At 77.3% G+C, this 25,783-nt stretch carries 23 protein-coding genes; 6 read left to right on the top strand and 17 right to left on the bottom strand.

Going from position 1 to position 25,783, the window contains the following annotated elements:
• Nucleotides 1–2: 2 nt before the first annotated feature.
• From FHU37_RS08845 to FHU37_RS08835, 3 genes are read right to left on the bottom strand one after another with little or no spacing between them, the layout of a single operon-like run.
• Nucleotides 3–539: a methyltransferase family protein gene (locus FHU37_RS08845; RefSeq protein ID WP_179813666.1), complete on the bottom strand. Its 537-nt coding sequence runs from the start codon at nucleotides 537–539 to the stop codon at nucleotides 3–5.
• Nucleotides 539–1,141, bottom strand: a complete 603-nt coding sequence (locus FHU37_RS08840; RefSeq protein ID WP_179813665.1) for a TetR/AcrR family transcriptional regulator — start codon at nucleotides 1,139–1,141, stop codon at nucleotides 539–541. The genes FHU37_RS08845 and FHU37_RS08840 overlap by 1 nt, the downstream gene beginning before the upstream one ends.
• 33 nt (nucleotides 1,142–1,174) lie before the next feature.
• Nucleotides 1,175–2,017, bottom strand: coding sequence for a CTP synthase C-terminal region-related (seleno)protein (locus tag FHU37_RS08835; RefSeq protein WP_179813664.1), 843 nt, complete (start codon nucleotides 2,015–2,017; stop codon nucleotides 1,175–1,177).
• 75 nt (nucleotides 2,018–2,092) lie between these two features.
• Here FHU37_RS08835 and FHU37_RS08830 point away from each other — a divergent pair, with 75 nt between their 5' ends.
• Nucleotides 2,093–3,007 (top strand): LysR family transcriptional regulator, encoded by a 915-nt coding sequence (locus tag FHU37_RS08830; RefSeq protein ID WP_179813663.1) that lies wholly within the window; start codon nucleotides 2,093–2,095, stop codon nucleotides 3,005–3,007.
• On the opposite strand, the gene FHU37_RS08825 is transcribed toward FHU37_RS08830, so the two are convergent.
• Nucleotides 2,982–3,773 (bottom strand): SIR2 family NAD-dependent protein deacylase, encoded by a 792-nt coding sequence (locus tag FHU37_RS08825; protein ID WP_179813662.1) that lies wholly within the window; start codon nucleotides 3,771–3,773, stop codon nucleotides 2,982–2,984. The genes FHU37_RS08830 and FHU37_RS08825 overlap by 26 nt on opposite strands.
• Nucleotides 3,774–3,957: 184 nt before the next feature.
• On the opposite strand from FHU37_RS08825, the gene FHU37_RS08820 reads away from it, so the two are divergent.
• Nucleotides 3,958–4,650: a pyridoxine/pyridoxamine 5'-phosphate oxidase gene (locus FHU37_RS08820; protein WP_179813661.1), complete on the top strand. Its 693-nt coding sequence runs from the start codon at nucleotides 3,958–3,960 to the stop codon at nucleotides 4,648–4,650.
• A gap of 548 nt (nucleotides 4,651–5,198) precedes the next feature.
• Entirely contained in the window at nucleotides 5,199–5,762 is a 564-nt protein-coding gene (locus FHU37_RS08815; RefSeq protein WP_179813660.1) for a hypothetical protein, read from the top strand.
• Nucleotides 5,763–5,839: 77 nt separating this feature from the next.
• On the opposite strand, the gene FHU37_RS08810 is transcribed toward FHU37_RS08815, so the two are convergent.
• Complete coding sequence (locus FHU37_RS08810; RefSeq protein ID WP_179813659.1) at nucleotides 5,840–7,144, bottom strand: MFS transporter; 1,305 nt, start codon at nucleotides 7,142–7,144, stop codon at nucleotides 5,840–5,842.
• Between the two features lie 131 nt (nucleotides 7,145–7,275).
• Here FHU37_RS08810 and FHU37_RS08805 point away from each other — a divergent pair, with 131 nt between their 5' ends.
• Nucleotides 7,276–8,460, top strand: a complete 1,185-nt coding sequence (locus FHU37_RS08805) for an ROK family transcriptional regulator (RefSeq protein WP_179813658.1) — start codon at nucleotides 7,276–7,278, stop codon at nucleotides 8,458–8,460.
• A 51-nt stretch (nucleotides 8,461–8,511) separates the two neighbouring features.
• Here FHU37_RS08805 and FHU37_RS08800 read toward each other — a convergent pair whose 3' ends face one another.
• From FHU37_RS08800 to FHU37_RS08765, 8 genes are all read right to left on the bottom strand, one after another.
• Complete coding sequence (locus tag FHU37_RS08800; RefSeq protein ID WP_179813657.1) at nucleotides 8,512–8,742, bottom strand: ferredoxin; 231 nt, start codon at nucleotides 8,740–8,742, stop codon at nucleotides 8,512–8,514.
• A 92-nt stretch (nucleotides 8,743–8,834) separates the two neighbouring features.
• The gene (locus FHU37_RS08795; RefSeq protein WP_179813656.1) at nucleotides 8,835–11,195 is read right to left on the bottom strand and encodes a glycoside hydrolase family 65 protein; all 2,361 of its coding nucleotides are present in this window, start codon (nucleotides 11,193–11,195) and stop codon (nucleotides 8,835–8,837) included.
• A complete protein-coding gene (locus FHU37_RS08790) occupies nucleotides 11,192–11,926 on the bottom strand; it encodes an HAD family hydrolase (RefSeq protein WP_179813655.1) in 735 nt (244 codons plus the stop codon). Before FHU37_RS08790 ends, FHU37_RS08795 begins: the two co-directional genes overlap by 4 nt.
• 95 nt (nucleotides 11,927–12,021) lie before the next feature.
• Entirely contained in the window at nucleotides 12,022–13,233 is a 1,212-nt protein-coding gene (locus FHU37_RS08785) for a cystathionine gamma-synthase (protein ID WP_179813654.1), read from the bottom strand.
• Nucleotides 13,234–13,302: 69 nt separating this feature from the next.
• A complete protein-coding gene (locus tag FHU37_RS08780) occupies nucleotides 13,303–14,496 on the bottom strand; it encodes a serine hydrolase domain-containing protein (protein WP_179813653.1) in 1,194 nt (397 codons plus the stop codon).
• Nucleotides 14,493–15,467 carry a DUF6895 family protein gene (locus FHU37_RS08775; RefSeq protein WP_179813652.1) on the bottom strand — a complete coding sequence of 325 codons (975 nt, stop codon included), beginning with the start codon at nucleotides 15,465–15,467 and terminating at the stop codon, nucleotides 14,493–14,495. The genes FHU37_RS08780 and FHU37_RS08775 overlap by 4 nt, the downstream gene beginning before the upstream one ends.
• The gene (locus FHU37_RS08770) at nucleotides 15,464–16,186 is read right to left on the bottom strand and encodes a hypothetical protein (protein ID WP_179813651.1); all 723 of its coding nucleotides are present in this window, start codon (nucleotides 16,184–16,186) and stop codon (nucleotides 15,464–15,466) included. Before FHU37_RS08770 ends, FHU37_RS08775 begins: the two co-directional genes overlap by 4 nt.
• Nucleotides 16,187–16,199: 13 nt before the next feature.
• Nucleotides 16,200–16,403: a hypothetical protein gene (locus FHU37_RS08765; protein WP_179813650.1), complete on the bottom strand. Its 204-nt coding sequence runs from the start codon at nucleotides 16,401–16,403 to the stop codon at nucleotides 16,200–16,202.
• Nucleotides 16,404–16,634: 231 nt separating this feature from the next.
• Between FHU37_RS08765 and FHU37_RS08760 the strand changes: the two genes are divergently transcribed.
• The gene (locus FHU37_RS08760) at nucleotides 16,635–17,585 is read left to right on the top strand and encodes a CHAD domain-containing protein (RefSeq protein ID WP_179813649.1); all 951 of its coding nucleotides are present in this window, start codon (nucleotides 16,635–16,637) and stop codon (nucleotides 17,583–17,585) included.
• Between the two features lie 57 nt (nucleotides 17,586–17,642).
• On the opposite strand, the gene FHU37_RS08755 is transcribed toward FHU37_RS08760, so the two are convergent.
• Nucleotides 17,643–18,020 carry a hypothetical protein gene (locus FHU37_RS08755; RefSeq protein WP_179813648.1) on the bottom strand — a complete coding sequence of 126 codons (378 nt, stop codon included), beginning with the start codon at nucleotides 18,018–18,020 and terminating at the stop codon, nucleotides 17,643–17,645.
• A 232-nt stretch (nucleotides 18,021–18,252) separates the two neighbouring features.
• Between FHU37_RS08755 and FHU37_RS08750 the strand changes: the two genes are divergently transcribed.
• Entirely contained in the window at nucleotides 18,253–18,762 is a 510-nt protein-coding gene (locus tag FHU37_RS08750) for a metallophosphoesterase family protein (protein ID WP_179813647.1), read from the top strand.
• Here FHU37_RS08750 and FHU37_RS29240 read toward each other — a convergent pair.
• The 3 genes from FHU37_RS29240 to bchH all read right to left on the bottom strand — a co-directional run bounded on the left by FHU37_RS29240 (nucleotide 18,750) and on the right by bchH (nucleotide 25,613).
• Nucleotides 18,750–20,633, bottom strand: coding sequence for a VWA domain-containing protein (locus FHU37_RS29240; protein WP_179813646.1), 1,884 nt, complete (start codon nucleotides 20,631–20,633; stop codon nucleotides 18,750–18,752). The two genes, FHU37_RS08750 and FHU37_RS29240, sit on opposite strands and share 13 nt — an antisense overlap.
• Nucleotides 20,630–21,622: a magnesium chelatase ATPase subunit I gene (locus FHU37_RS08740; protein WP_179813645.1), complete on the bottom strand. Its 993-nt coding sequence runs from the start codon at nucleotides 21,620–21,622 to the stop codon at nucleotides 20,630–20,632. The genes FHU37_RS29240 and FHU37_RS08740 overlap by 4 nt, the downstream gene beginning before the upstream one ends.
• A gap of 112 nt (nucleotides 21,623–21,734) precedes the next feature.
• A complete protein-coding gene (gene bchH, locus FHU37_RS08735; RefSeq protein WP_179813644.1) occupies nucleotides 21,735–25,613 on the bottom strand; it encodes a magnesium chelatase subunit H in 3,879 nt (1,292 codons plus the stop codon).
• Nucleotides 25,614–25,783: the final 170 nt, after the last annotated feature.

Raw genomic sequence — 25,783 nt, 5'->3', positions numbered from 1 at the left:
CTTCAGGCCCGCGCGCCCGGGGCCGCCGGGCCGTCCGCCGCCGGCGGGTGCCAGGCGCGCGGGCGGGGCAGCCAGCGTGGCACGTTGCCGCGGTAGCGCGCGTACTCGGCGCCGAACCGCTCGGCCAGCCGCGGCTCCTCCCAGACCGGCACGGCGATCACCACGGCGGTCCCGAAGAGCAGGAACCAGGCGGCCAGCGGCCAGGAGCGCAGCGCCACCGCCTCGCCGAGCTGCATGGCCAGCACCCCGGTCATCATGGGGTTGCGCACGTGGCGGTAGGGCCCGCGCAGCACCAGCCGGGTGGGGGGATCCCAGGGCCCGAGCGTGCCCCGGCCGACCCGTTCGAAGAGCGTCACCGTCCACACCAGCATGGCGAGCCCGGCCAGCGCCAGGGCCACCCCCACCGCCGCCGCCAGCAGGCGCGCCGTCGGGGAGGCGTCCACCGACCACCCTCCGAACGCCCACAGCAGCACGCCGGGGATGATCCCGGCCATGGTGATCGGGAGCATCAGCGCCCGTAACCGCCGCCACCACTCCATCAGCGATCCGCCTCCTCGCCGTCGAGGTGTTCCGTGTCGAGTTCCCCCGTCAGGTAGTGCTGCAGCACCGGCGCGAGCGTGCCGACCAGCGTCGTGGAGTCCATCGCGGCGATCGGCCCCAGCCGCAGCACGTACCGGGTCAGCGCGACGCCGAGCAGTTGCGCGCTGACCATCGCGGCCCGCCGCCCGGTCTCCGGCCCGCCGCCGGTCAGCGTGGAGACCATGGCGAGCACCTGCTTGTCGAAGACCTCGCGGACCCGTTCCGCCGAGGCCGGGTGGGTGGCCGCGGTGCGCAGCAGCAGGGTGATGGCCAGGTCGGCCAGCTCGCCCTCCCACCGGTTCACGAAGTGCTCGGCGAGCGTGCGGCCGACGTGCGCCCGGTCCTGCCCGGCCGGCTCCGGCAGCCGGAGGTCGACGTCGATCGCGGCGTCGAAGAGGCCGGCCTTGTTGCCGTAGTAGCGCATGACCATCGACGGATCCACGCCCGCCTCGGCGGCGACCGAGCGAATGGTGGTGCTCTCGTGCCCGCGTTCCGCGAACTGGCGTCGCGCCGCCCGCAGGATCGCCGTTCTGGTCCCCTCGGACCGTTCCGTGAACCTCATGCCAACCAGCGTAGGCCAACGCGCGTTGGCAATCTAGGGGGCGGACGCCTCCCGGCGGCGCGCCGTGGCGCGGGCGGCCGCCGCCGCGCCGAAGGCCCGGATGACCGGGTGCGGCACCCCGCTGGCCCCGGACAGCTCCGGCTGGAAGAGCGTGGCCAGGAAGAAGGGGTGCTCCGGCAGTTCGGCGACCCGCGCCTCCCCGGCGTCACCGTGGCCGGTGAACCGCATCCCGCCGGCCTCCAGGGCCTTCAGGTAGGCCGGGTTCAGGCCGTAGGCGCAGTTGAACCGCTCCACCGTGCGCTCAGCGCCGAGCAGCCGGGCCACCCGCGAGTGCGGCGCCAGCCGCACGGTGGCCTCGTGGCCGGCCAGGGAACAGGCCAGCGGGGTGATCAGCAGGTCGTCGGCGTCCGCGTCGCCCGGGGCATCGGCATCGCCCGGGGCGCCGGCCGCGTCTCCGCCCGCCTCGCCGTGCCGGACCCCGGCCAGGCCGCACACCCGGCGCGCGAACTCCAGCAGGGCGTGCTGGAACCCGCCGCAGGTGCCCAGGAACGGCACCCCGCCCTCCCGGGCGGCCCGCACGGCGGCGAGCGCCCCCGCCTCGCTGCGGTAGGGGCTCCCGGGCAGCAGCCAGACCCCGTCGAACCGGTCCAGCCCGCCGTGCCGTTCCGCCTCCACGGTGCCCACCCAGTACGGCTCCAGCAGCAGGCCGTCCCGCTCCAGCAGCGCCCGCAGCAGCCCGGGCGCCCGGGTGTGCGCGCGCACGTGCGGGGAGCGGTCGCCCACCAGGGCGATCCGGGCCACGGCGCCGTCGGGCGCGGGCGACGGCGCCGGGAGGTGATCGGTCGTGCGGGGGTGTTCCGTCAGGTGTTCCGTCATGTCCTCATGCTGGCCGCCGCACCCCGGTCAGATCCAACGATGATTCACGATGCCGAGATCAGCCAAACTGATCGGATGAACGCCCAGTCGCTGCGCACCTTCGTGACGGTCGTGCGCCTCGGTTCCTTCTCCGGCGCCGCCGCCCACCTCGGCTACACCCAGTCCGCGATCTCCCAGCAGATCGCGGCGCTCGAGTCCGACCTGGGAGCCGTGCTGCTGCACCGCCGCCCGGTCCGGCCGACCGAGGCGGGGGAGCGGCTGCTGGAGCACGCCGGACCGATCCTGCTGCGGATGGACGCCGCGCGCGGCGAGCTGGCCCGGCTGACCGGGGGGCCGGTGGGGCGCCGGCTCACCGTCGGCGGGTCGGCGCCCGCCCTGCAGCACGGTGTGGCCGGCGCGTTGGCCCGGGTGCGGCGGCGCGATCCGCGGGTGGAGGTGTCGGTGCGGGTCCTCGGCCGGGCGGAGGTCGCCGCCGCGGTGGCCGAGGGCGCCGTCGACCTCGGTCTCGTGGACGGCGTGGCCGCGCCCACGAACCCGCTCCGGCTGCCCGCCGACCTTCCGGTCGTGGCGACGGCGGTCGCCGAGGAGCCGCTGGCCGTGGTGCTGCCGGCCGACCACCCGCTCGGCGTCCGGCCGGCGCTGGACCTGGCCGACCTGGCCGACGCCCGCTGGGTGGACGCCCCCGAGGCCGCCGCCCCGCTGGCCGACCTGCGCGCCGCGGTGGGCTGGGACGCCTTCCCGGCCGGCCCGCGCTACGACGGCCCGGACGCCGGGACGCTGCTCGACCTGGTGGCCGCGGAGCACGGACTGGCCCTGCTGCCCGCCGCGGTGGCCGCGGACCGGGCGGACGTGGCGGCGGTCCCGCTGCGGGCGCCCCGGCTGGTCCACCGCACCGAGGCGCTGCACGGCCGCCTGCCCTCCCCGGTCGCCACCGCCTTCCTGGACGCCCTGGAGGAGGGCGGACTCAGCCGTCGACGAGCCCCTCGATGAGCCGCTCGACGAGCCGGGGCAGCGCGGAGCCGATCGGTTCGCGCACCACCTCGTCGGCCAGGCCGTCGTAGGGTGTGGGCTCGGCGTTGACCACCACCAGGCGTGCCCCGGACTCGGCGGCCACCCGGCACAGCGAGGCGGCCGGCTCGACCCGCAGCGAGGTGCCCACCGCCCAGAACTCGTCGCACGCCCCCGCGACCGTGGCGGCCTGCCCGAGCGTGCGGGGGTCCAGCGCCTCGCCGAACATCACCGTGCCGGACTTCAGGATCCCGCCGCAGGCGTGGCACGGCGGGTCCTCCTCCCCGGCCGCCACCCGGTCCAGCGCCTCCCGCATGGTCGACCGCTCCCCGCAGGCGGTGCAGACCACCGCGAACATCGAGCCGTGCAGTTCGAGGACCCTGCGGGGCGAGGAGCCGGCGCGCTGGTGCAGGCCGTCGACGTTCTGGGTGAGGATGCGCAGCGGAACCCCGGCGCGTTCGAGGCGGACCAGCGCCCGGTGGCCGGCGCCCGGCTCCGCGGTCCAGGCGGGGTGGTCGCGCCGGGCCAGCCAGGAGCGGCGGCGGATCGCCGGGTCGTCCATGTAGTACCGGTAGGTCACCAGCTTCTCGGCCTCGGGATCCCGGCGCCACAGCCCCTGCGGCCCCCGGTAGTCGGGGATGCCCGAGTCGGTGGAGATCCCGGCCCCGGTCAGCACCGCCACCAGCCGGCGGGGCGCCCGCTCGTCCCCGTCCGGCGCCCGGCCCGCGGCCGCCCGCTGATCAGTCATGCGGCCACGGTAGGCGACGGGGCGGGCCCGGCGCACCGGCTGGTCGTGGCTTCGCCGGCGGCAGCGTCGAGGGCTGCGGCCCGGGCACGGAGCAGAGCGGTCCCGGGGGTGGACGTGACGCTGCTTCAGTGGACCGGCCGATGGAATATCGTGAGGCATCCATTGGACGCTACGGAGAGGTGTCATGCCGTCCGTCGACGCCGCCACGCCCCGGGGCACCGGGAACCTGCGGGAGCTGCTGCGCGCCCTGCCGGTCTTCCCGGCCACGCTTCCCACGTTCGCGCCCGAGCAGGCCCCGGACGACCCGGTCGCCCTGTTCACCGAGTGGCTGCTCGACGCGGTGCGCGCGGGCGTGCCGGAGCCGCACGCCATGACGCTGGCCACGGCCGACGCCGCGGGCGACCCCTCCGCCCGGGTGCTCATCTGCAAGGACGTGGACGCCGACGGCTGGCAGTTCGCCTCGCACGCCGGCAGCCGCAAGGGCCGGGAGCTGGCGGCCCGTCCGTCCGCGGCGCTGACCTTCTACTGGCAGCCGCTGGGCCGTCAGGTCCGGGTGCGCGGGCCGGTGACCCGTGCCGACGCCGAGCGCGCCGCCGAGGACTTCCGGGCGCGCTCCGTCGGCGCCCGCGCCGAGACCCTGGTGGGCCGGCAGAGCCGGCCGCTGGGCCACCCCGACGAGATCGAGGCGGCCGTCCGCGCCCAGGCGCGCCGGCTCCGGGACGAGCCGAACCTGGTGCCGCCCGAGTGGACCGTCTACACGGTGCGGGCGCTGGAGGTGGAGTTCTGGCAGGCCGACCGGGACCGCCGACACCTGCGCCTGGCCTACCGGCGCGAGGCGCCGGAGAGCCCTTGGACCCGGCAACTGCTCTGGCCGTGACCTCCGCCGCACCGGGTACCGGGGGTGGGGGGCGGGGCCGGGGGCCGGGCCTGCGCGCCGGGGCGCCGGGCGTGGGCGCCGGACCTGGGTGCCCCGGCGCCGGACGATGGGCGCCGGACGTGGACGGGAACCGCGCCGGCACGACCGTCCGGGAGCTCGCGCGACCGTTCGGGTGTTCACCCGTGCCCCGGAGTTATCCACAGGCCGTGAGAGGGGGCCTGCGGAGCGCTGCCTCCCAATGGGATCCTGAAGAAGGGGGTCGAAAAGCCCCCCAAGGGGGGGTTGGGGGCATTGCGGGGAGGGGGGTGTGCGCGCGGCTGCTCGCCGTGGCGGACGGTCCTGACGGAACCGCCACCCGACAGCCCTCCGCTTCGCGGGGGACATCCGGCCCTTTCCCTGAGCCACCCCCACGGCTCCCTGAGCCACTCCCACGGCGCGGCAACCGGAACGGCACCTCCGGGCGTCACCACCGTCACCGGCGTCGCAGCGCCGGGTCCGAGGCCGGACCCGGTGCGCGTCGCCATCCGACGCGTCCTCAGGGGGGAATCATGATCCACCGTACCCGCATCGTCCTGGCCGGTGCGCTGGCCGCGGTGCTGCTGGCGCCGGCACCGGCGCTCGCTTCCGCCGCCCCGCCCGACTCCGGCGCACCGTTCACGATGGCCAGGGAGCAGGGCCACGCGCTCGACTGCACGGGTGAGCGGAACGGCGTGCACGTGGCCGTGCAGCTCTACGAGAACTCCGCCTTCGGCGCCCACGCCTCCATGGCCGTCCAGACGGCGGACGCGGAGTACGTGGGTGGCGGAGAGACCGAGGCCGGCCTCTTCCACGACGGCACGGTCTGGCACCGGCTGGTCGTCGAGCCGCAGGACGAGACGGCCGGGGCCGCGCAGACGGCCGTCGTCAGCGGCTCCTACGCGCCCGCCGGTCCGCGGCGGCGCGTCGACGAGGTGCACGAGGAGCCGATGGGGCCGGTGGTGGTGAAGGGATGGAACACTCCTCTGGCGGCAGCCGTCACCGTGCGCGTCCTGGGGCAGGAGGTCGATCTGACGTGCGGCGACGCCTTCGCCTTCGACCTGAGGGTCTGGCGGTTCGACAGCACCGGGAGCTGAGCCCACCGTGGCCCTCCCGGGCCAGCCGGCCACCGGGCCATCGGGTCAGCCGGCCGCCGGGTCAGCCGGCCACCGGCTCAGCCGGTCGGGCCGGTCGGGGCCGCGGCCACCGTCCGGGCGCGCTCGGCCGAACGCAGCGCCCGCGCGCCCGGCACCAGCAGCGCCGCCAGCACCGTGACCAGGGCGAAGGAGACGGTCAACGAGGTGGCGTCGGCCAGCGCCCCGACCGCGGCCGGCGCCACCAGGCCGGAGGTGTAGGTGACGGTGGCGACGCCCGCGATCGCCTGGCTCGGCACCGGGCCGCTGCGCCCGGCGGCGGCGAAGGCCACCGGCACCACCACGGCGATCCCCACGCCCAGCAGCGCGAAGCCGACGATGCCCAGCGGCGGGGTACGGGCCAGCACCACCAGCACCCCGCCGACGGCCGCCACCAGGCCGCTCGCCCGCACCGTGCGCACCGCGCCGAACCGCCCGACCACCGCGTCGCCGGCCAACCGGGTCGCGGCCATGGCACAGGCGAACCCGGTGTAGCAGGCCGCGGCCACCCCCGGGGAGGCTCCCGCCAACTCGGTCAGGTAGACGGCGCACCAGTCCATGCTGGCGCCCTCGGCGAACACCGCGCAGAACCCGACCGCCCCGATCAGCAGGGCCGACCGCGGGGGCAGGGCGAACCGAGGCGGAGCGGCCTCCTCCGCCGGCGGCCGCACGTCGAGCACCCGGCCGCCCACCCACCAGGCCGCGGCGACCAGCAGGGCCGCGACGCCCGCCAGGTGGACGCGGGCGTCCAGCCCCGCGCTCGCCGCGGCCACCCCCACCCCGGAGGCCAGCAGGCCGCCGACGCTCCACATGCCGTGCAGCGAGGACATCACCGAGCGGCCGAGCCGTTCCTCGACGGCCACCCCGCCCGCGTTCATGGCCACGTCCGCCATGCCGGCCGACGCGCCGTAGAGCAGCAGCGCCAGGAAGAGCCAGGGCAGGCCGGGGGAGAGCGCCGGCAGGGCGAGCGCGGCACACCACAGCATCAGCAGGCCGCGCACGGCCGCCCGGCCGCCGTGGCGGTGCGTCACCCGGCTGGCCAGCGGCATGGCCAGTGAGGCGCCGAGGGCCGGGGCCACCAGTGCCAGGCCCAGCTGGCCGGCGCTGAGCGAGAGGTGGTCCTGGAGCCAGGGGATCCGGGTGGCGAAGCTGCCGGTCACCGCGCCGTGCAGGGCGAAGACCACGGTGATCGCGGCCCGGGCCCGCCGTGCCCCCGGCCAGGGCGCGGCCGCGACGCCGAGCGCCCCGTCACCGCCCACCCGGTCGTCCGGTGCCTTCGGGCCCTTCGGTCCCTCCGCTCCGTCGGATCCGCCGGATCCGCCGGATGATCCACGTGCGCGCGACATCCGCCCCGCCCTCCCCACAGCCCGAGCCGCCGACGGCGGCGCCCGTTTCCTCGGCGCCTCGACGGCGCGCCGAGAAACTATCAGGCTCCCTTCCTGATGGAAAGCTCCCGCGGGTCTGTCAGGATTCGGGCATGACCATCGTCCGCACCGCCACCCCGAGTACGGCCCGCGCCATCAACGACCGGGTGGCGCTCGACCTGCTGGTGCAGGGGCCGCTGACGGCCGCCCAGCTCAAGGCGCACACCGGGCTGTCCCGGCCGACCGTCGCCGACCTCCTCGACCGCCTGCAGCGCGCCGGCCTGGTCACCGTCGTCGGCGAGTCCGGCGACGAGCGGCGCGGCCCGAACGCCCGGCTCTACGGCATCGTCGCCGACCGGGCGCACACCGCCGCCGTGGACGTGCGCACCGAGTCCGTCTCCGTCGCCGTGGCCGACCTGACCGGCCGGACGGTGGCCGCGGCGGACCTGCCCGTCCCCCCGGGAACCCCCTCCGCCGACGCGGTCCCCCGCACCCTGACCACCCTGCGCGCCACGCTGCGCCGCGCCGGGGTGGCCGCCGTGCACACCGTGGCGGTCGGCGCCCCGGGCCTGATCGACCCGGGCAGCGGGCAGCTCAGCGCCACCGGCGCGCTGCCCGCCTGGCACACCGACCTGGTCGCGGCGCTCCGCGCCGAACTCGACGCCCCGGTGCTCCTGGAGAACGAGGTCAACCTCGCCGGCATCGCCGAGCAGCGCACCGGCGCGGCCCAGGACCGGGACACCTTCGTCCTGCTCTGGCTCGGCCACGGCATCGGGGCGGCGGTGATCCTCGACGGCAGGCTGCGCCGGGGCGCCTCCGGAGGCACCGGAGAGCTGGCCTTCCTGCCCGTGCCCGGCACCGGCCGGCTGCCCTCGCCACCGGCCTGCGACGGCGGGTTCCACGACCTGGCCGGGAGCGCCGCCGTCTGCGCGCTGGCCCGGCAGCACGGCCTGGCCCCTGGGCCGGCCCGGGACGCCGCCGCGGCCGAGGCCGTGGTGCGCCGGGCCCGCGCCGCCGGCCCGCGCGGCGCCGCCTTCCTGGACGCCCTGGCCGCCCGGATCGCGATCGGGGCCGCCGCGGTCACCTGCGTCCTCGACCCCGGCTGCGTGGTGCTCGGCGGGGAGGTGGGCCAGGCGGGCGGCCAGGACCTCGCCGACCGGGTCGCCGACCACCTCGCCCGGATCTCGCCGCTGCGCACCGAGGTGCGCTCCGGCACGGCCCAGGGCAGCTCGGTGCTGGCCGGCGCCATCCTCACCGCCACCGACGCCGCGCACCGGGACCTGTTCGGCACGCCCTGACCCACGGGGGCAGCGCGGGCGGGCCGGCGCCACCGGGGGCGGCCCGCCCGGTCAGTCGGTCGGGGCCAGCAGCTCCCCGGTGATGGCGTCCCGCACCTCGATGGCCTCCATGGGGCACGACTCGGCGGCCTCGACGACCTCCTGGTCGCCCTCCACCCGTTCGCCCACCGGCCGCGACCGGCCGCCCTCCAGCACGAACCGTCCCGGGGCCCTGCCCACGCAGATCCCCGAGCCGACACAGGCCGTCCGGTCCACCCGGACCGTCCACACGCGCTCCGTCACTGACCCTCCCCTCACCGCACGGTCCGGGGTCGCCGCCCTCGCGCGACGTCCCCGGACCTCCACGGAGCAGCAGCGTACCGAGTGGGCCGCCGTCACACCGGCGGACGGCTGCGCCGCTGCGGCGCCCGACCCACCGGCTGCTGCGGCGCCGGGTGCCGGGGCGGTGGCGGCAGCGGCCGCACCACCGGCTCGCCGGGCGAGACCACGATGGGCTCCCCGTGGTGCGCGGTGTGCAGCGGCTTGCCGGAGATCAGCCGGTAGCTGGCCTGCTCCTGCGTCACCTCCACGGCGAACCGGGTCTCCCGGTAGCACATCCGGAAGGTGATCGAGCGCAGTGCCGCCGGCAGCCGGGGCGCGAAGGTCAGCACCCCGTCGTGGTCCCGCATGCCGCCCAGCCCTGCGATGGTGGCGATCCACGATCCGGCCAGCGAGGCGATGTGCAGTCCGTTGCGCACGTTGCGGTGGATGTCGTGGAAGTCCGCCAGCGCGGTCTCGGCCAGGTAGTCGTAGGCCAGGTCCAGGTGGCCGACCTCCGCCGCGATCACCGCCTGGGTGCACGCCGACAGGGACGAGTCCCGCACGGTGCGCGCCTCGTAGTAGGCGAAGTTGCGGGCCTTCTGCTCCTCGGTGAACGCGTCCCCGCGCAGGTGCAGCGCCAGCACCAGGTCCGCCTGCTTGATCACCTGCTTGCGGTACAGGTCGAAGTATGGGTAGTTCAGCAGCAGCGGATAGCCCTCCGGAGGGGTCGCCGCGAAGTCCCACTCGGTGTGCTCGGTGAACCGCTCCGACTGGGGATGCACCCCGAGCACGTCGTCGTAGGGCACCACCATGTTGCGGGCGGCGTTCCGCCAGAACGCCACCTCGCCCTCCTCCACGCCGAGCCGCTCGGCGACCTCCGGCAGCCGCTCGCAGGCGGCGGCGGCCTGGAGCAGGTTCCGCTGCGCCATCAGGTTGGTGTAGACGTTGTTGTCCACCACCGCCGTGTACTCGTCCGGACCGGTGACCCCGTCGATCCGGAAGCCGCCGTGCGGGTCGTGGTGGCCCAGCGAGGCCCACAGCCGAGCCGTCTCGATCAGCAGCTCCGCGCCCTCGTTGCGGTCGAAGTCGGTGTCGCCGGTCGCGCCGAGGTAGCGCACGGTGGCGTCGGCGATGTCCGCCGCCACGTGGAAGGCGGCGGTCCCGGCCGGCCAGTACGCGGAGCACTCCTCGCCGTTGATCGAGCGCCACGGGAAGACCGCGCCGCGCTGGCCGAGCACCCGCGCGCGCTCGCGCGCCTTGTCCAGGGTCGAGTGCCGCCAGCGCAGGGCGTCCCGGGCCGCCTCCGGGATGGTGTAGGAGAGCACCGGGAGCACGAAGGTCTCGGTGTCCCAGAAGGCGTGCCCGTCGTAGCCGGGGCCGGTCAGGCCCTTCGCCGGGATCGCCCGGCTCTCCCCGCGGGAACCGGCCTGGAGCACGTGGTACAGCGCGAACCGCAGCGCCTGCTGCAGCTCCGGGTCGCCGTCGATCTCGATGTCGGCGGACTCCCAGAAGTCGTCCAGGTACGCGCGCTGCTCGGCCAGCAGGCCGTCCCAGCCGGTCTGCAGGGCCCCGGCCAGCGCGGCGTCCACCTGCGCCCGCAGCGCCGGGACGGAGCGCTGCCCGGACCACCCGTAGGCCAGGTACTTGGTCAGCCGCAGCCGCCCGCCGGCCGGCACGTCCACCGCGGCGGTCAGCCGGGCCAGGTCCTCCTCGACGTGCATCTCGGTGTGCAGGCCGTCGGTGGCCTCCAGCTCGTGGTCCATCGCCGCCGCCAGGCGCAGCCCGGAGCGCTTGGTGTGGTGCACCAGCACCGCCCGGTACCCCTCCGAGGCGGCGAAGTCGGCGGCCAGCGGGGCGCGCAGCGCCGCCGCCACCCGCGGGTCCTTGCTGGTGGACTCGATCGGTTCGTTGGCCAGCAGGTCCGACTGGAGCACCACCTGCAGTTCGCCGTCGACCGGTTCCACCTCGTAGCGGATGGCCGCCACCGCCCGCTGGGTGAACGACACCAGCCGCTGGGTGGTGATCCGCACCCGGCGGCCGGTGGGGGAGACCCACTCGGTGTTCCGGCTCAGCGTGCCGGACCGGAAGTCCAGCACCCGTTCGTGGTGCACGGCCGCGCCGTAGCGCATGTCCAGCGGCTCGTCGCCGACCAGCAGGCGGATGATCTTGCCGTCGGTGGCGTTCACCACCGTCTGCCCCGCCTCGGGGTAGCCGTAGCCGCTCTCGGCGTACGGCAGCGAGTGCTCCTCGTAGAAGCCGTTGAGGTAGGTTCCCGGCAGGCCGCGAGGCTCGCCCTCCTCCAGGGAGCCGCGCCAGCCCAGGTGGCCGTTGGAGAGCGCGAACGCCGACTCGGTCCGCTCCAGCGCCTCCACGTCCAGGCCGCTCCACCGCAGCTCCCACGGGGCGACCACCCAGCCGGGCTTCGTCGCGCTCACGACGCACCTCCCAACAGCTCCGCCAGATCACTGACCACCACGTCCGCGCCGTGCTCGCGCAGCTCGTCCGGCCGGCCGGTCCGGTCCACGCCGACCACCAGGCCGAACCCGCCGGCGCGCCCGGCCGCCACCCCGGAGCGGGCGTCCTCGAAGACCGCCGCCCGCTTCGGCTCGACGCCGAGCGCGTCGGCCCCGGCGAGGAAGGAGTCCGGCGCGGGTTTGCCGCGCAGCCCCTCGCGGGCGATCACCAGCCCGTCGATGCGGGCCTGGACCAGCCCGTCCAGGCCGGCGGCGGCGAGGACCGCCGCCCCGTTGGCCGAGGAGGTCACCACCGCCACGGCCAGTCCGGCGGCGCGCGCCGCCTCCAGGTAGCGCACCGAACCGGGGTAGGGCTCGACCCCGCGCCGCTCCAGGATCCGCAGCAGCAGGGCGTTCTTGCGGCCGGCGAGTCCGGCCACGGTCGGGGCGTCCGGAGGGTCGTCCGGGCGCCCCTCGGGCAGGGTGACGCCCCGCGAGGCCAGGAAGGAGCGCACGCCGTCGGCGCGGGGGCGGCCGTCCACGTACCGCGCGTAGTCCTCGTCGGTGAACGGCCGGAAGCCGTCCCCGTCCCTGGCCCGCAGGAAGGCGTCGAAGGTCTCCTTCCACGCCTCCCGGTGCAGCCGAGCCGTGCTGGTCAGCACCCCGTCCAGATCGAACAGGCAGGCCGTGATGTCGTCGGGCAGTCCGATCATTCTTCGACGCTAGCGCGTCGGCGGGACGAAATCGCGCTCCGTCCCGCCGAGGCCGCGCGGGTGTGTCGCCCGGGAGGCGTCCCCCGGGCGGGCCGTCACCCGAGCGCCTGTTCGAGGTCCGCGAGCAGGTCGTCGACGTTCTCGATGCCGACGGACAGCCGCACCAGGTCCGCCGGGACCTCGTGCGGGGTGTCGGCGGTGCTCATGTGCGTCATGCGGCGGGGATGCTCGATCAGGGACTCCACGCCGCCGAGCGACTCGGCCAGGGCGAACAGCCGGGTGCGTTCGCACATCCGCCGGGCGGCCTCCTCGCCGCCCGCCAGGCGGCAGGACACCATGCCGCCGAAGTCGCGCATCTGCTTGGCGGCCACGGCGTGCCCGGGATGCTCCGGCAGGCCGGGGTAGAGCACGGAGGCGACCGCCGGGTGGTCCGCCAGCATCCGGGCGATCCGGGCCGCGTTGGCGCAGTGCCGGTCCATCCGCACCGCCAGCGTGCGCACCCCGCGCAGGGTGAGCCAGGAGTCGAACGGGCCGGCCACCGCGCCGACCGCGTTGTGGTGGAAGGCGATCCGTTCGGCCAGCTCCTCGTCGTCGACCACCAGCGCGCCGCCGACCACGTCGGAGTGCCCGCCCAGGTACTTGGTCGTGGAGTGCACCACCGCGTCGGCACCGAGCGGCAGCGGCTGCTGGAGGTAGGGGCTGGCGAAGGTGTTGTCGACGACCAGCAGCGCCCCGGCCGCGTGGGCGACGTCCGCCAGCGCCGCGATGTCGCTGACGTTCAGCAGCGGGTTGCTGGGCGTCTCCGCCCACACCAGGCGGGTGGCCGGACCGGCCGGGCCGGCCGGCCGCAGGGCGCGGCGCACCGCGTCGGGGTCGTGCGTGTCGGCGACCGTCCAGCTCACCCCCCACCGCTCCAGCACCCGGCTGACCAGCCGGTACGTCCCGCCGTAGGCGTCGGTGGGGATGACCACGTGGTCGCCCGGCGCGCACACGGTGCGCAGCAGGCAGTCCTCCGCGGCCATGCCGGAGGAGAAGGCGAACCCCCGGCGGCCGAGCTCCAGCGCCGCCAGGGCGCTCTCCAGGGCCGTGCGGGTGGGGTTGGCGCTGCGGCTGTACTCGTAACCGCCGCGCAGCCGGCCGACGGCGTCCTGCCGGTAGGTGGAGACCTGGTAGATGGGCGGGACGACCGCGCCGGTCAGCGGGTCGGGCTCCTGCCCGGCGTGGATGGCCCGGGTCTCGAAGCCCCCGCCGGTGAGGGCTCCGGCGTCGGCGGCTGGGCCGGTGGTGTTGAGCTGCTCACGATCCATGGGGCGCAAGGCTAGTGGGGCGACGGTGGCCGCCGTCGCCCCGACACAGCCGCCACGCCGCGGCCCGGCTCAGCCGGCCCCCATCAGCCGGCGGAGCAGGTCGTAGCCCTCCGTCAGCAGGGGCTCCCGCCGCCGGCAGCCGGCGGCGGACAGGGCGACCACGGCGGCGCGGGCGTCCGGGCAGTAGGCCAGGAAGGTGGTGCAGCCCAGCGTGCCGCCGGAGTGGAAGAGCACCTGGCGGCCGTCCACGGTGCGGGAGAACCACACCAGCGCGAACTCGTCCCCGTCGCGCATCCGCAGCCGGGGCCGGCGCACGTCCTCCAGGGCGGCCGCGAGCGACGGGGGGAGGGCGGACCGGGTGGCGGCGGGCGCCCCGCCCGGCCGGCCCAGCAGGGCGTCGAGGTAGCGCAGCAGGTCGTGCCCGCTGGAGAGCAGCGCCCCCGCGCCGGCGAGCGCCGCCATCCGCCAGGGCGGCACCGGGCGGGTCCCCCGGTGGCCGGCGATCCGGTGGAGGCGCGGGCCGGCGGGCGGCGCACCCCACCCGGCGCTCGCCTCCCACCGGCCGGTGGTGACCGTGTCGGCGAGCCCCAGCGGGCCGCAGATCCGCTCGGCGACCAGGGTGCCGTAGTCCGAGTCCACCGCGTTGGCCAGCGCCTGCCCGAGCAGGCCGACGCCGTAGTTGGAGTACCGCACCAGCGAGCCGGGGCGCGGGCCGCGGCCCAGCCGCGCGGTGGCCGCGTACAGGTGCGCCAGCTGGTAGCCCCCGTACGGGCTGCCGGCGCGCAGGTCGCGCAGCGCGTACGGCAGCAGGTTCGCCGGCAGCCGGGGCAGCCCACCGGTGTGGGTGGCCAGGTGGCGGAGGGTCAGCGGGTGGTGCTCGTCGCGCCGGCGCCTCCGGGGGCGCGCCCCGGCGGGGAGATACGCGTCGACCGGATCCCGGTAGCGGACCTCGCCGCGGGCCGCCATCTCGGCGAGCAGCAGCGCGGTGAAGGTCTTGGTGAGCGAACCGAGCTCGAAGACGGTGTGCTCGTCGGGCGGCGCGGCGGCGTACGGCCCCTCGCCCGCCCGGCAGACCAGCGCCCGCTCACCGTCCCGCAGCGCCCCCCACACGGCGGCCGGGGCGGGGGGCAGCGCCCGCGCGGCGCGGTCCAGGTACTCCGTCACCAGGCCGGTGAGCGGCTCGGAGGGGGCGGCGGCCGGACGGGGCCCCGGGGGCGGCGCCGCGGGCCCGGTGTGCTCGGCCCCGGGGGCGGTCACCGTCACCGCGCGCCTCCGTTCCACCGGGCGCCGCCGCTCCGGCTGGGCACCGCGCCGCCGGGCGCCAGGGCGCGGGAGAGCGCCATGGTGGCGGCGAGGGCGGCGGCGATGGTGGGGTGGTAGTGGTTGCGCCAGGCCTCCGCCGTGTCCTCCGGGGCCGGCACCGGGCCGTGGGAGAGCAGGCCGTCGGCGCGCTGGGCCTCGGCCAGCCGCTCCCAGGCCGCGAGGTTCCACCGGGGCTCGGGCAGGCAGGCGTCGACCAGCAGCAGCTCGGCGACCAGGTCCCACTCCTCGGCCTCCAGGTAGACCTCCAGCCAGGCCGGGAGCCAGGTCCCCAGGTAGCGGACCAGCCGTTCGGGCACCGCCGCGGGCTCGGCGCCCCAGTCGGTGAGGTGGTAGACGGTGTGGGTGACGGCGTACAGGGTGAGTCCGTCCACCGCCCAGGGCGGCGGGGTCCGTCCGAGCCAGGTGCGCGCCAGCACCTCCTCGAACGGCGCGTGGCCGGGCAGGCCGAGGTGTCCCGCGGCGCGGAGCACGCCGAGTTCCCGGGTGGCCGCCTCCTCCGACCAGGCGCCCACGGCGCGCGTGCGCGCCAGCGACGCCAGCAGGGCTTCCAGCTCGGGTGCCCGGTGCCCGCCCCGGGCGAACCAGACGTAGAACTCCAGGGCCTCGGTGGAGTACGGGTAGCGGCGCTGGCGGGCCAGCAGCACCCGGCCGCGCCCGGTCTGCTCCCAGGCGAACCGCAGCAGGCGCGGGGCGACCCGGGACGCCTGGTGACCGGTGACGCCCTCCCGGCCGACCAGGTAGGCGGCCATGGCCAGTTCGCCGAGCGGCTTGAGGGTGTCCACCACCTCCATGGTCTCGGGGAGCTCGTCGGTGGGCAGCGCGAAGTGCGGCGCCGCCTCGTCGAGCCAGCGCAGGGCCCGTCCGGCCACCCGGTGGCACAGCGGGGGCAGCGTGGCCAGGGTCGTGGTCATCGCTCGTCCTCCAGCAGCAGGCGGGCCACGGAGGCGTCGACCAGCAGGCGCGGGTCGTCGCCGAGCACCTCCAGGTGGTTCACCAGGGGGCCGACGCCCACCGGCGCGGCCGGGTCCTCCCCGACCAGCGCCAGCCACCGGGCCAGCCGGGCGGCCACCCGGTAGTCGCGGCGCAGCACGGAACGGGTGACCGCGCGGGCGAGCTCCACGCGGTGGTGCCGCACCTCCTCGTGCAGCGGGCTGTCCAGGCCCGGCAGGGCGAGCGGCGCCAACTGGGCGAGGACCACCGACCAGGCGGGCCAGCCGCGTTCCAGGCCGGCGCCCGAGGGAAGCGCCTCGGGGCGGAGGTAGGCGTCGTCGGTGCCGGGGCCGGCCGCGCCGAACCAGCGCAGCAGCCGGGCCGTGGCCCAGTCGCGCCAGGCGGCCACCGGCGGGTCGCCGGGCCGGCGGGGGGCGGTGGCGGGGTAGGCCAGCAACGACTCGCGGACGAGCGCGACGTCGTCCGGCCGCGGGGCGGTCCCCCGCAGGGCGTGCGGGGCGAGCGCGTCGGGCCCGAGGACCCGGACGGCGGCCAGCGCGGCCGCCGGGTCACTGCCCAGGTGCGGGACGTCCGCCAACGCGTAGGGGTCGCCCGCGCCCCTCAGGGCGCGGGCGACCTCGGCGGACAGCGCCCGCACCGCGATCGCGCACGGGGACGCCCCCGTGTCAGCCGGGATCACGGTGCGGACCGCCCTACTTCTTGGGCTTGCCGACGGACAGCAGGAGGAGGCCGCCGCCGCCACCGCCGCCCCATCCCCCGCCGCCACCGAGCATCTCGGTCTCCAGCGGCGGGACGTCGGAGGGGTGCTCCCATTCCTCGACCATGCCGGCTACCTCCTCCAGGTACTGGGAGGGGACCGGCATGCGCGTGCGGGAGAGCTCTTCGCGCAGCTGCATACCACGCACCTACTTTCTTGCTTGATTGATCGGGGGCTGCCCGCGGAGGCGGAATCCCCAGGGACGGATTCACAATAAATAGGGCAAAACGGGCAGGCAACCGGAAGGGGTCGAGGAAGGGTGCACCATCCCGCACGCCCTGACGAGCCGTCGAGGCGCCGCCACGCCCCCCCCGACGGCCCGACGCCCGCCGCGGGGCGTCATCCCGCCCGTTCCGGGAAGGCGACCGGTATGGGAGGCGATCGAGAACCGGCGCACGGCCACGACGCCGCGCGCCACCACACACCGCGCGACCGCGCCACGGCGTACGACCCCCCGGCACCCGGCAGCGCGGGAGCCGTCGTCCTGACCCGGCTGCGCGGACTCGTCCACGAGCTGTACGCCCTGGAGCTGGCCGTCCGCCGGGACGAACCCGACGCGGTCCACCGGATGCGGGTCGCCACGCGGCGGCTGCGCAGCGCCCTGAAGACCTACCGGAAGGTCCTCGACCGCGCCGCCACCGACCCGGTGGAGGCCGAGCTGAAATGGTTGGGCGCGGTACTCGGCCGGGCGCGTGACGCCGAGGTGCTCCGCGACCGGCTCACCACGCAGCTGCGCGCCCTGCCACCCGAACTCGTGCTCGGACCGGTGCAGGCCAGGATCGTCGGCCGGTCGACGCGCGACTACCACGACGCCCACCGGCGGATCGTCCAGGCCCTGGACGGCCCCCGCCACGCCGCGCTGCGCGGCGCCCTCGACGCCGTGCTGGAGCGGCCGCCGCTGCGCCCGGCCGCGTGGCGGAAGGCGCGCCCCGTGCTGGAACGCGTGGAACGCCGGGAACGCCGGCGGGTGGCCGCCCGGCTGGAGGCCGCCTACGCCCTGGAGCCCGGCCCGGAGCGGGACGCCGCCCTGCACGAGGCCCGCAAGGCGGCCAAACGGGCCCGCTACGCCGGCGAGACCGCGCGCGGAGTGCTCGGCAAGAGCGGCCGGCGGTTCACCCGGCGGATGAAGCGGCTGCACCAGGCGCTGGGCACCCACCAGGACGCGGTGGCCAGCCGCGAGGCGCTGCGCCTGCTCGGCGTCCAGGCACACGGCGCCGGGGAGAACGCCTTCACCTACGGGCTCCTCCACCACGCGCAGACCGCCGAGGCGGAGGCGGTCGCCGCCGAGGTCCGCGGCCGCGCCAAGCACCTGCTCAGCTGAGGCGCCCGCGGACGGGGCCGCCGGACGCTCCGCGTCGACCGGCGGCCCCACGAGGGGTCAGCGCGCCCCACCGAACCAGGGGGACGCCTGCCCGCCCGGCTCCGGGCGGTTCGGCGCCGAACGGTTCGGCACCGGCGGTTCGGGCGAGCGCGGGCCGGCGCCCGGCCCGGTCGGCGGCGCCGGCTCCCGACCGAAGTCCGTCGGCTCCCGGCGCAGCTCCAGCGGGCTTCTGCCGAAGTCCACCGGATCCTGGGAGAACCGGTCCAGATCCTGGCGCAGCCGGTCGCGCACCTGGTCCGCGGTGGCCCGCGCCTCGGCGACCACGTCCCCGCGCTCGCTCACCAGGGCCGCGAAGATCGGCTCGGCGGCGGCCGGCACTCCCTGAGCCGGCCGCCCGCCACCGAACGGGCGGGCGAAGTCGTGTCCGTCGGTCATCCTGTTCCCCCACATGGTCGAAGGCTCGTCAACAAGGGCAGCGCCACCGGTGTTCCGTTCCTTCCCGCCGGGGCGGGAATCCCGAATACCGGGACGGTGTCGCACGTCCGTACGGCCGCGCCGGCGCGGGAGTCACCCTGCCCCGAAGCGGGCACGTCACACATCCAACAACCCGCCGACCGCACCGGACAGGGCGGCCCCCCACCCGCCGGACACGCCGTAGGTTGGTGCCATGAGGCTGCTGCTGATCTCCGACACCCACCTGCCCCGGCGCGCCCGGGCGCTGCCGGAGGAGGTCCTGGCCGCCGTCGACGCCGCCGACGTGGTGGTGCACGCCGGGGACTGGGTGGACCTCGCCACCTACGACCTGCTGCGGCGGCGCGCCACCCGCCTGGTCGCGGTGTACGGCAACAACGACGGCGACGACCTGCGGGCCGTCCTCCCGGAGGTGGCCCGGGTGGAACTGGAGGGCGTGCGGCTGGCCGTGGTGCACGAGACCGGGCCGGCGCGCGGCCGGGAGGAGCGCTGCGCCGCCCGCTTCCCCGACGCCGACGTGCTGGTCTTCGGACACAGCCACATCCCGTGGGACACCACGGCCGCCGGCGGCCTGCGGCTGCTCAACCCCGGCTCGCCCACCGACCGCCGCCGCCAGCCGTACGCCACCTACATGACCGCCCGGCTCGCCGGCGGCGCGCTCGCGGAGGTCCGGCTGCACCGGCTGCCGCCCCGTCATCCCGCCTGACCTCCCCGCCCCCGACGCGCCGAAGCCCCCGCTCCCGGCGCGGCCGGGACGCCGCCCGCCGCAGCCGCACCCGCGGTCGGGGCCTGCGGGGTGTCGTCGCCGCAGGCCAGGCGCAACCACTGCGCCCGGGACCGGGCGTAACGGGGCGACAGGTCCACCACCCGCACCTCGGCGCACACGCCCGCCAGCAGACGGGCCGCCCGTTCGGCGTCCTGGCGGGGATCCCCGCCCACCCCCACGTTGGTCCGGCCGTCCGTCAGCACCACCGCCTCCACCTGGGCCGGCTCGTAGCGCCGGGCCACCGTGCCGGCCAGCAGCAGAGCCGAGGCGAGCGGTGTGCCGCCACCGGCCGGCAGGGCACGCAGCGCCGACCGCGCCCGGCTGGTGCTGCGGGTCGGCGGCAGCCCCAGCACCGCCTTCGACCCCCGCGCCACCACCACGGCCACGGTGGAGCGCTCCCGGTAGGCGTCGTCCAGCACGGCCAGCGCGATCCCCTTGGCCCGGCGGATCGCCCCCCGGGCCATCGAGCCGGAGGCGTCGACCACCACCACGACCACCCGGCCGCCGCGCCGGCGGCGCAGCCGCCCCCGCAGGTCCTCCGGGTGGATCCGCATCCCCGTCCCCGGGCGGTCCCCGCCGGCCCGGACGCGCTGCCACGGGGCGGCGGCCCGCAGCGTCGGCACCACGGCGACGTGCCCGCCGGCCCGCTCCACCGGGACCACCCGGCGCGGGCGCCCGCGCAGCGGATGCTCCTGCGGCGCGCCCCGGCGCCCGTCCAGGCCGCCGCGCACCGGGCGGGCCCGCCGCCACGGGGCGCGCGGCCCGCGGGGCGGCGCGGGCTCCGCCGCGGCTTCCTCGGCGGGCCGCTGCTCCACCGGCTCCCCGGGCGCCTCGCGGCCCTCCCCGGGGGCCGCGCCGCCGTCGGCCGGCGGCCGATCGGCGGACGGCCCCGCCGGCCGCGGGGAGTCGTCGCGGGGGCCGGGCTCCGGGGGCTCCCGCGGCTCCGGCGGCTCGCCGGCCTCCGGCGGGACCGGACCGGGCGGCGCCGGCGCCTCGGCGGCGCCCGCGGCGCGCGGCCGGCACACCAGCCGCTCCACCGCGTCCAGCGGGTCGTGCCGGCCGGTCCGGGCCACCGCCAGGGCCAGCCGTGCCGCGGTCACGTCGAGGTGGTGGCCGCTCAGGCCGTGACGGGCGAGCAGCTCCACCACCCGCTCCGCCAGCCCCTCACCGGTGCCGTCCCCGAAGCCGCCCCCGTGGCCGCCCCCGTGGCCGTCCCCGTGGCCGTCAACGTCGCTGTCGCCGTCGCCGCCGACCAGGCCGAGCGGCGTCCCCGGGGCCGCCCCCTCGCCCGCCCGCGCCCACCGCCCCAGCACCTCCGGGGCGGCCTCGGTCAGCTCCAGCACGGCGCACCGCTCGGCGAGCGCCGCCGGCGCCTCCGCGAGCGTCGGCGCCTGGGCCAGCAGGCGGCCGGCCGTGGCAGCGGCGGCTGCCCGCGCCGGGTCCAGCAGGTGCGCGGCCGGCAGCAGCAGCGCGGAGCGCCGGGCCCGGCCGAGCAGCCCCGGCCGCACCGCGCCGCGCCGGCCGCCCAGCGCGGCCCACGGATCCGGGGCGTCGTACAGCGCGGCCAGGTCGGTGCCGGTGCCGAGGACGGGCGGCGGGGCGCCGTCGGGCCCCGCGCGCAGCACCGCGGTGATCTCGGCCCAGGCACGTTCGCGCAGCCAGGAGTCGCCGACCAGCAGCAGCCCGAAGTCGCCCCCGGCCAGCCAGCCACGCACCGCCGCCCGGGCGGCGGACGCCGCCGCGTCACCCTCCCGGGCGGCCGGTCGGACGGCGGGGGACGGCGCGCCGAGCGCCCGCTCGGCGCGGCTCACGAGTCGGCCGCCACGCTCGCCGCCACGCACTCGCGCAGCCGCTCGTCCACGGTCGCCGGATCGTCGAACGGCTCCCGGGGCACCCGGTGGCGCAGCGCCGGCAGGGCGACCGCCGCCAGGTCCGACCGCTCCACGCGGGCCGCGCCGCGCAGCGCCGCGTTCGCCCGGGCGGCCCTGGCCAGCACCAGCTCGGCGCGGTGGCCGACCGCGCCGCCGGCCACGCACAGGTCCACGGCCGTCTCCAGGACCTCCTCGGTCAGCTCGACGGCCTCCAGCCGCTCCCGGGCGGCCCGCAGCTCCCGCCCGAGCGCCGCCTCGGAGTCCGCGTGGCGCGCCACGAAGCCGGCCGGATCGGCGTCGAACGCCAGCCGGGCGCGGACGATCCGGGTGCGCAGGGCACGGTCGGTGATCGTGGTGACGTGCGTGGACAGCCCGAAGCGGTCCTCCAGCTGCGGCCGGAGGTCGCCCTCCTCCGGGTTGCCGGAGCCGACCAGGACGAACCGCGCGGGGTGCGAGTGGCTGACGCCGTCCCGTTCGACGTGGTTGACCCCGCCGGCCGCGACGTCGAGCAGCAGGTCGACCAGGTAGTCGTCGAGCAGGTTCACCTCGTCGATGTAGAGGAAGCCGCGGTGGGCGTCGGCCAGCAGGCCCGGCGCGAACCGGCGCTCGCCACCGACCAGGGCGGCCTCGATGTCCAGCGAGCCGACCACCCGGTCCTCCGTGGCGCCCAGCGGCAGGTCGACCACCGGCGCCGGGATGCCGGCGCGCTCCAGCAGCGCGCCGAGCGCGCGCACCGTGGTGGACTTGCCGGTGCCCCGGTCGCCCAGCGCCAGCACGCCGCCGATGCCGGCGTCCACCGCGTTCAGCAGCAGCGCCCGCTTCAGCTCGGCCTGCCCGAGCACCGCCGTGAACGGGAAGACCGGCGCGGCCGACGGGGCGGTGTCGACCGGTTCGGTGGGGGACGGCACGGTGGTGCTGCCGGCGTTCATGGGGTGTCCTCGTGGGTCGGCCACGCGGGGCCCGCGTGGTGGGTGCGGTGAGCGGTGGGGTGGTCGGCCGGTGCCGGCGGCGGTGCGGCCGCCCGGCCGAGGGCGGGCGGCCTCATCCGACGCCCTCCACCAGGTCGTCGAGCCGGTCGGCGAGGTCGTCGAGGCGTGCCGAGTCCTCGGCGTCGGGCTCCCACAGCCCGCGCTCGCGCGCCTCCACCAGCCGGTCCGCGAAGCGCTTGACGGCGGCCGGGTTCAGCTTGGCCATCCGCTCCCGCAGGGCGTCGTCGAAGAGGAAGGTGTGCGCGGCCCGGGTGAACACCCACCCCTCGACGGCCCCCGTGGTGGCCTGCATGCCGAAGGTGTTCTCCAGCCGCGTGGTGACGTTGTGCACGCCCTGGTAGCCGTGGGCCAGCTGCGCCTCGTACCAGCGGGGGTTGAGCAGGCGGGTCCGCGCCTCCAGGGCCATCGCCGCGTCCAGGTCGCGCACGGTGGGCCGGGCCGCGTGGGAGTCGGCGACCAGGGCGCGCGGGCGGGCCCCGGAGGCGGCGGCCACGGCGGCGGTGACGCCGCCCAGGTACTCGTAGTAGTGGTCGACGTCGGCCAGCGAGGTCTCCGCCGAGTCGATGTTCTGGAACGTGACGGTCGCCGTGGCCAGCGTGGACCGCAGCAGCCGCTGGCCCGGGCGGCCGGCGACGCCGCGCCCCCAGGCGTGCCCCATCCGGCGCAGGTAGACCTCGCCGAGGTCGGCCTCCTCGTCCCAGGCCGAGGCGTCCACCACGTGGTTGACCCCGGAGCCGTACTGGCCGGGCGCCGCCGACCAGATCCGGGTGGCCGCCTCCTCGACGCCGATGCCGAGTTCGGCGGCCTGCCGCAGGGCGTGCGCGCGCACCGGGTTGACCTCGGCCGGCTCCTCCTCCAGGAGCGCGACCGCCTTCACGGCCTGGTCGATCAGCTCGATCGTGGTGGGGAAGAGGTCGCGGAAGACGCCGGAGAGCGTGCAGACCACGTCCACCCGGGGCCGGCCGAGCTCCTCGGCCGGGAGGATCCGGAAGCGCGAGACCCGTCCGGAGGGCTCGGCCACCGGTTCCACCCCGAGCAGGGCGAGGACCTGGGCGACGCCCTCGCCGCCGTTCTTGACGTTGTCCACGCCCCACAGCACCAACGCCACGGTCTCCGGCCACCGGCCCTCGGCCTCGCGGGCGCGTTCCAGCAGGGCCTCGGCGGTGCGCCGGCCGCGCCGCCAGGCGGCCGGGCCGGGGACCCGCTGCGGGTCCAGGGCGTGCGTGTTGCGGCCGGTGGGCAGAGCGTCCAGGTGCCGGGAGGGCTCTCCGCCGGGCGCCGGGCGCAGGTAGCGGCCCTCCAGGGCGCGCAGCCAGGCGGTGGTCTCCTCGTCGGCGGCCAGTCGGTCGCGCATCTCGCCGAGGAACCGCGCCCACCCCTGGGCCACGGCGGCCGGAACCGGCAGCGCTGGCAGCGGCCCCGGCCCGTCGGCGTCCGGAGCGGCGGCGTCCGAGGTGGCGGGCGGGGTGGTCTCGGCGGGCCGGGCGACGTCCGCGGGCGGGCCGGGCTCGGCCGGGGTGAGCACGGCGTCCACCACCGCGTCGAGGAGCCGTTCGACCTCGGTGCGGCCCGGGTCCTCCGGGGGCAGCTCCTCCAGCGGCGTCCCGCCGGTCAGCTCCCGCTCCAGCGCCTCGGTGAGCGAGGGCAGGTCGCGGTCCGGGCGCGCGTGGTCGCAGGCCGCCCGCAGCGTGACCCGGGCGGCGGCGCCGTGGACGCCGGAGCCGAGCCGGTGCAGGCCGACCGGGATCAGCGTCCGGCGCACCTCGTCGGTGGCGCGGCCGACCGCGCCCAGCCAGCCGGCCGGGTCCTGGTGCTCCGACGGGCCCTCCACCCGCAGGTCCGCCCGCTCGACCAGGGCGCGCACCGAGTCCAGCCGGGCCGCGTCCACGTCTCCCGCGGCCAGCGCCTGGCGGGCCCGGCGCACCTCGTCGTCGAGGTCGGCGAGGGCGCCGTACAGGCCGGCCCGGTCCAGCGGCGGCGTGAGGTGGCTGATCAGCGTCGCGGCCGAGCGCCGCTTGGCGATGGTGCCCTCGGAGGGGTTGTTGACGCAGTAGAGGTAGAAGTGCGGCACGTCGCCGACCAGCAGCGACGGCCAGTCCTCGGGGTCCAGGCCGACCTGTTTGCCGGGCATGAACTCCAGCGCGCCGTGGGTGCCGAAGTGCACCAGGGCGTGCGGGTCGAAGCGTTCGCGGATCCAGGTGTAGAACGCGGTGAAGCTGTGGCTGGGGGAGGCGTCCGGCGTGAACAGCAGCCCCATCGGGTCGCCCTCGTAGCCGGAGGACGGCTGCACGCCGACGAAGACGTTGCCCAGCCGCACGCCGCGGATGTCCACCGACACGCCGTCGGAGTCCAGCTCGCCCGGCGGGCGCCCCCAGAACCGGGCCACCCGGTCGGTGGTCGCCCGGCCGGCGTCGCGGACGTACTCGGCCGCCCGGTAGCGCTCGTGCACCCGGGTGGTGGTGCGCTCGCCGCCGCCGTCCGCGTGCACCACCCGCTCCAGCAGGTCCTCCGGGGTGGCCGGCACGTCCACCGTGTAGCCGGCCTCGCGCATCCGGCGCAGCACGTGGTGCAGGGACGCCCACACGTCCAGGTGGGCGGCGGAGCCCACCGAGCCCTGGTCGGGCGGGTAGCCGAAGAGCACCACGGCGACGCGCTTGTCCGCGTTGGCGGCGCGGCGCAGCGTGACGGTGCGGCGGGCCAGCCGGGCGACGCGCTCGACGTTCGCCGCCACCGGGAGCATCGCGTCGCTGGCGGCGTCGCGTCCGGCGAGGACCAGCGGCGCCACGCCGCCCTCCAGCTCGGGGATGGCGACCTGCATCGCCACCTGGGCCGGGGTCAGGCCGGCCGGCGCGGCCCGCCAGGCGTCGATGGTCTGCAGGAAGAGCGGCACCGGCGCCAGGTGCGGGGTGTCCCGCCGGCTGAGCAGCTCGACGTCGGCCTCGGTGTTCGGCCGGCCGTGGGAGCCGGTGAGGGTGAAGCCGGTGGCGTTGATCCACAGCTCGACCCCGGGCAGGGCGGCCACCTCGGCGTGCTCGCCGAGGGAGTCCAGGGTGCCCAGCCAGCCGACCACCTCCAGCCCCTCGCCTTCCAGGCGCCGCACCAGCTCCCGCAGGTGCGCGTCGTTCCCGGAGGTGACCTGGGCGGGGAAGACGGTGAGCAGCACGCGGGGGGCTGCCCCGTCGGGGCTCGGTCCCCTCCCGGTCCGCTCCTCGGCCCGGGCGGCGGCCCGGGCGGAGTCGAAGGCGGCCCAGGTGGCGTGCACGCCCACCGCCGGGTGCCAGAAGCCGCCGCGCGGCAGCGGCTGGGCCCGGCCCGGGTCCGGGGTGCCGTCCGGGCGCAGGACGTGCCGCAGCACCCGCAGGGCGTGCGCCGCGTTGTGCGGGGACAGGTGGTGGAACGCCTCGACCACGTGCGCCAGGTGGCGCAGGTCGCCGGCCTCTGGGGGCAGCGCGCCGGCGAGCCGCCCCAGTGCCTGGAGCACCGGCACGGGGCGTGGGGGCACGGGCCGGCCGGTCCTCGCGGCGGCGCCCGCGGCCGCGGCCAGCGCGCCGCGGGAACGCGGTGCGGCGGCGTCGAAGTCGCCGAGGCGGGCCGCGCCGAGCAGTTCGGTGGAGTTCGGCGGCACCGGCACGAGCTGGAGGGTGGGGCGCGCCTCGACCTCGGCGCGCAGCCGGGCGGCGTCGGCGGGGTCGTGCAGGCCGTGCACCATCAGGACGTCGGCGTCCTGGAGGGCTCGGGCCAGCCGTCGCGGGCCGTCCGGTTCACCGAGCACGGAGCGGCCCAGCGGGGTCCACTCCAGGGCCGCGTCACCGAGCAGTTCGACCCCCTGGCGCAGGGCCAGGGCGCTGTGCGACTCGAATCCCACGGTGACCAGCCGCAGCGGGCCGGTCGCCGGCGGCGGAGTGGTCGGTGGGTCGTCCGGCGCGGCCATGCGGGCGTTCTCCTCCAGTCGGTCGGCCGCGTGGGCTCCGTCCGCGGCGTGCCGTCACGCGCGGCGGGCCGCCTCAGCAGGCGCGTCCCCGCCGGGCGCGTCACCACAAGAATGTAGTCGCGCGCCCGCGCGGCGGTTCGCCGGGGGCGGGAACGGCCGGAGCCGGGGGA

Source organism: Allostreptomyces psammosilenae, assembly GCF_013407765.1.
In the GTDB taxonomy this organism is placed as follows: Bacteria; Actinomycetota; Actinomycetes; order Streptomycetales; family Streptomycetaceae; genus Allostreptomyces; species Allostreptomyces psammosilenae.
Note: the sequence above shows the minus strand (reverse complement) of the source record. Positions and strands in the feature narration are given on the sequence as shown.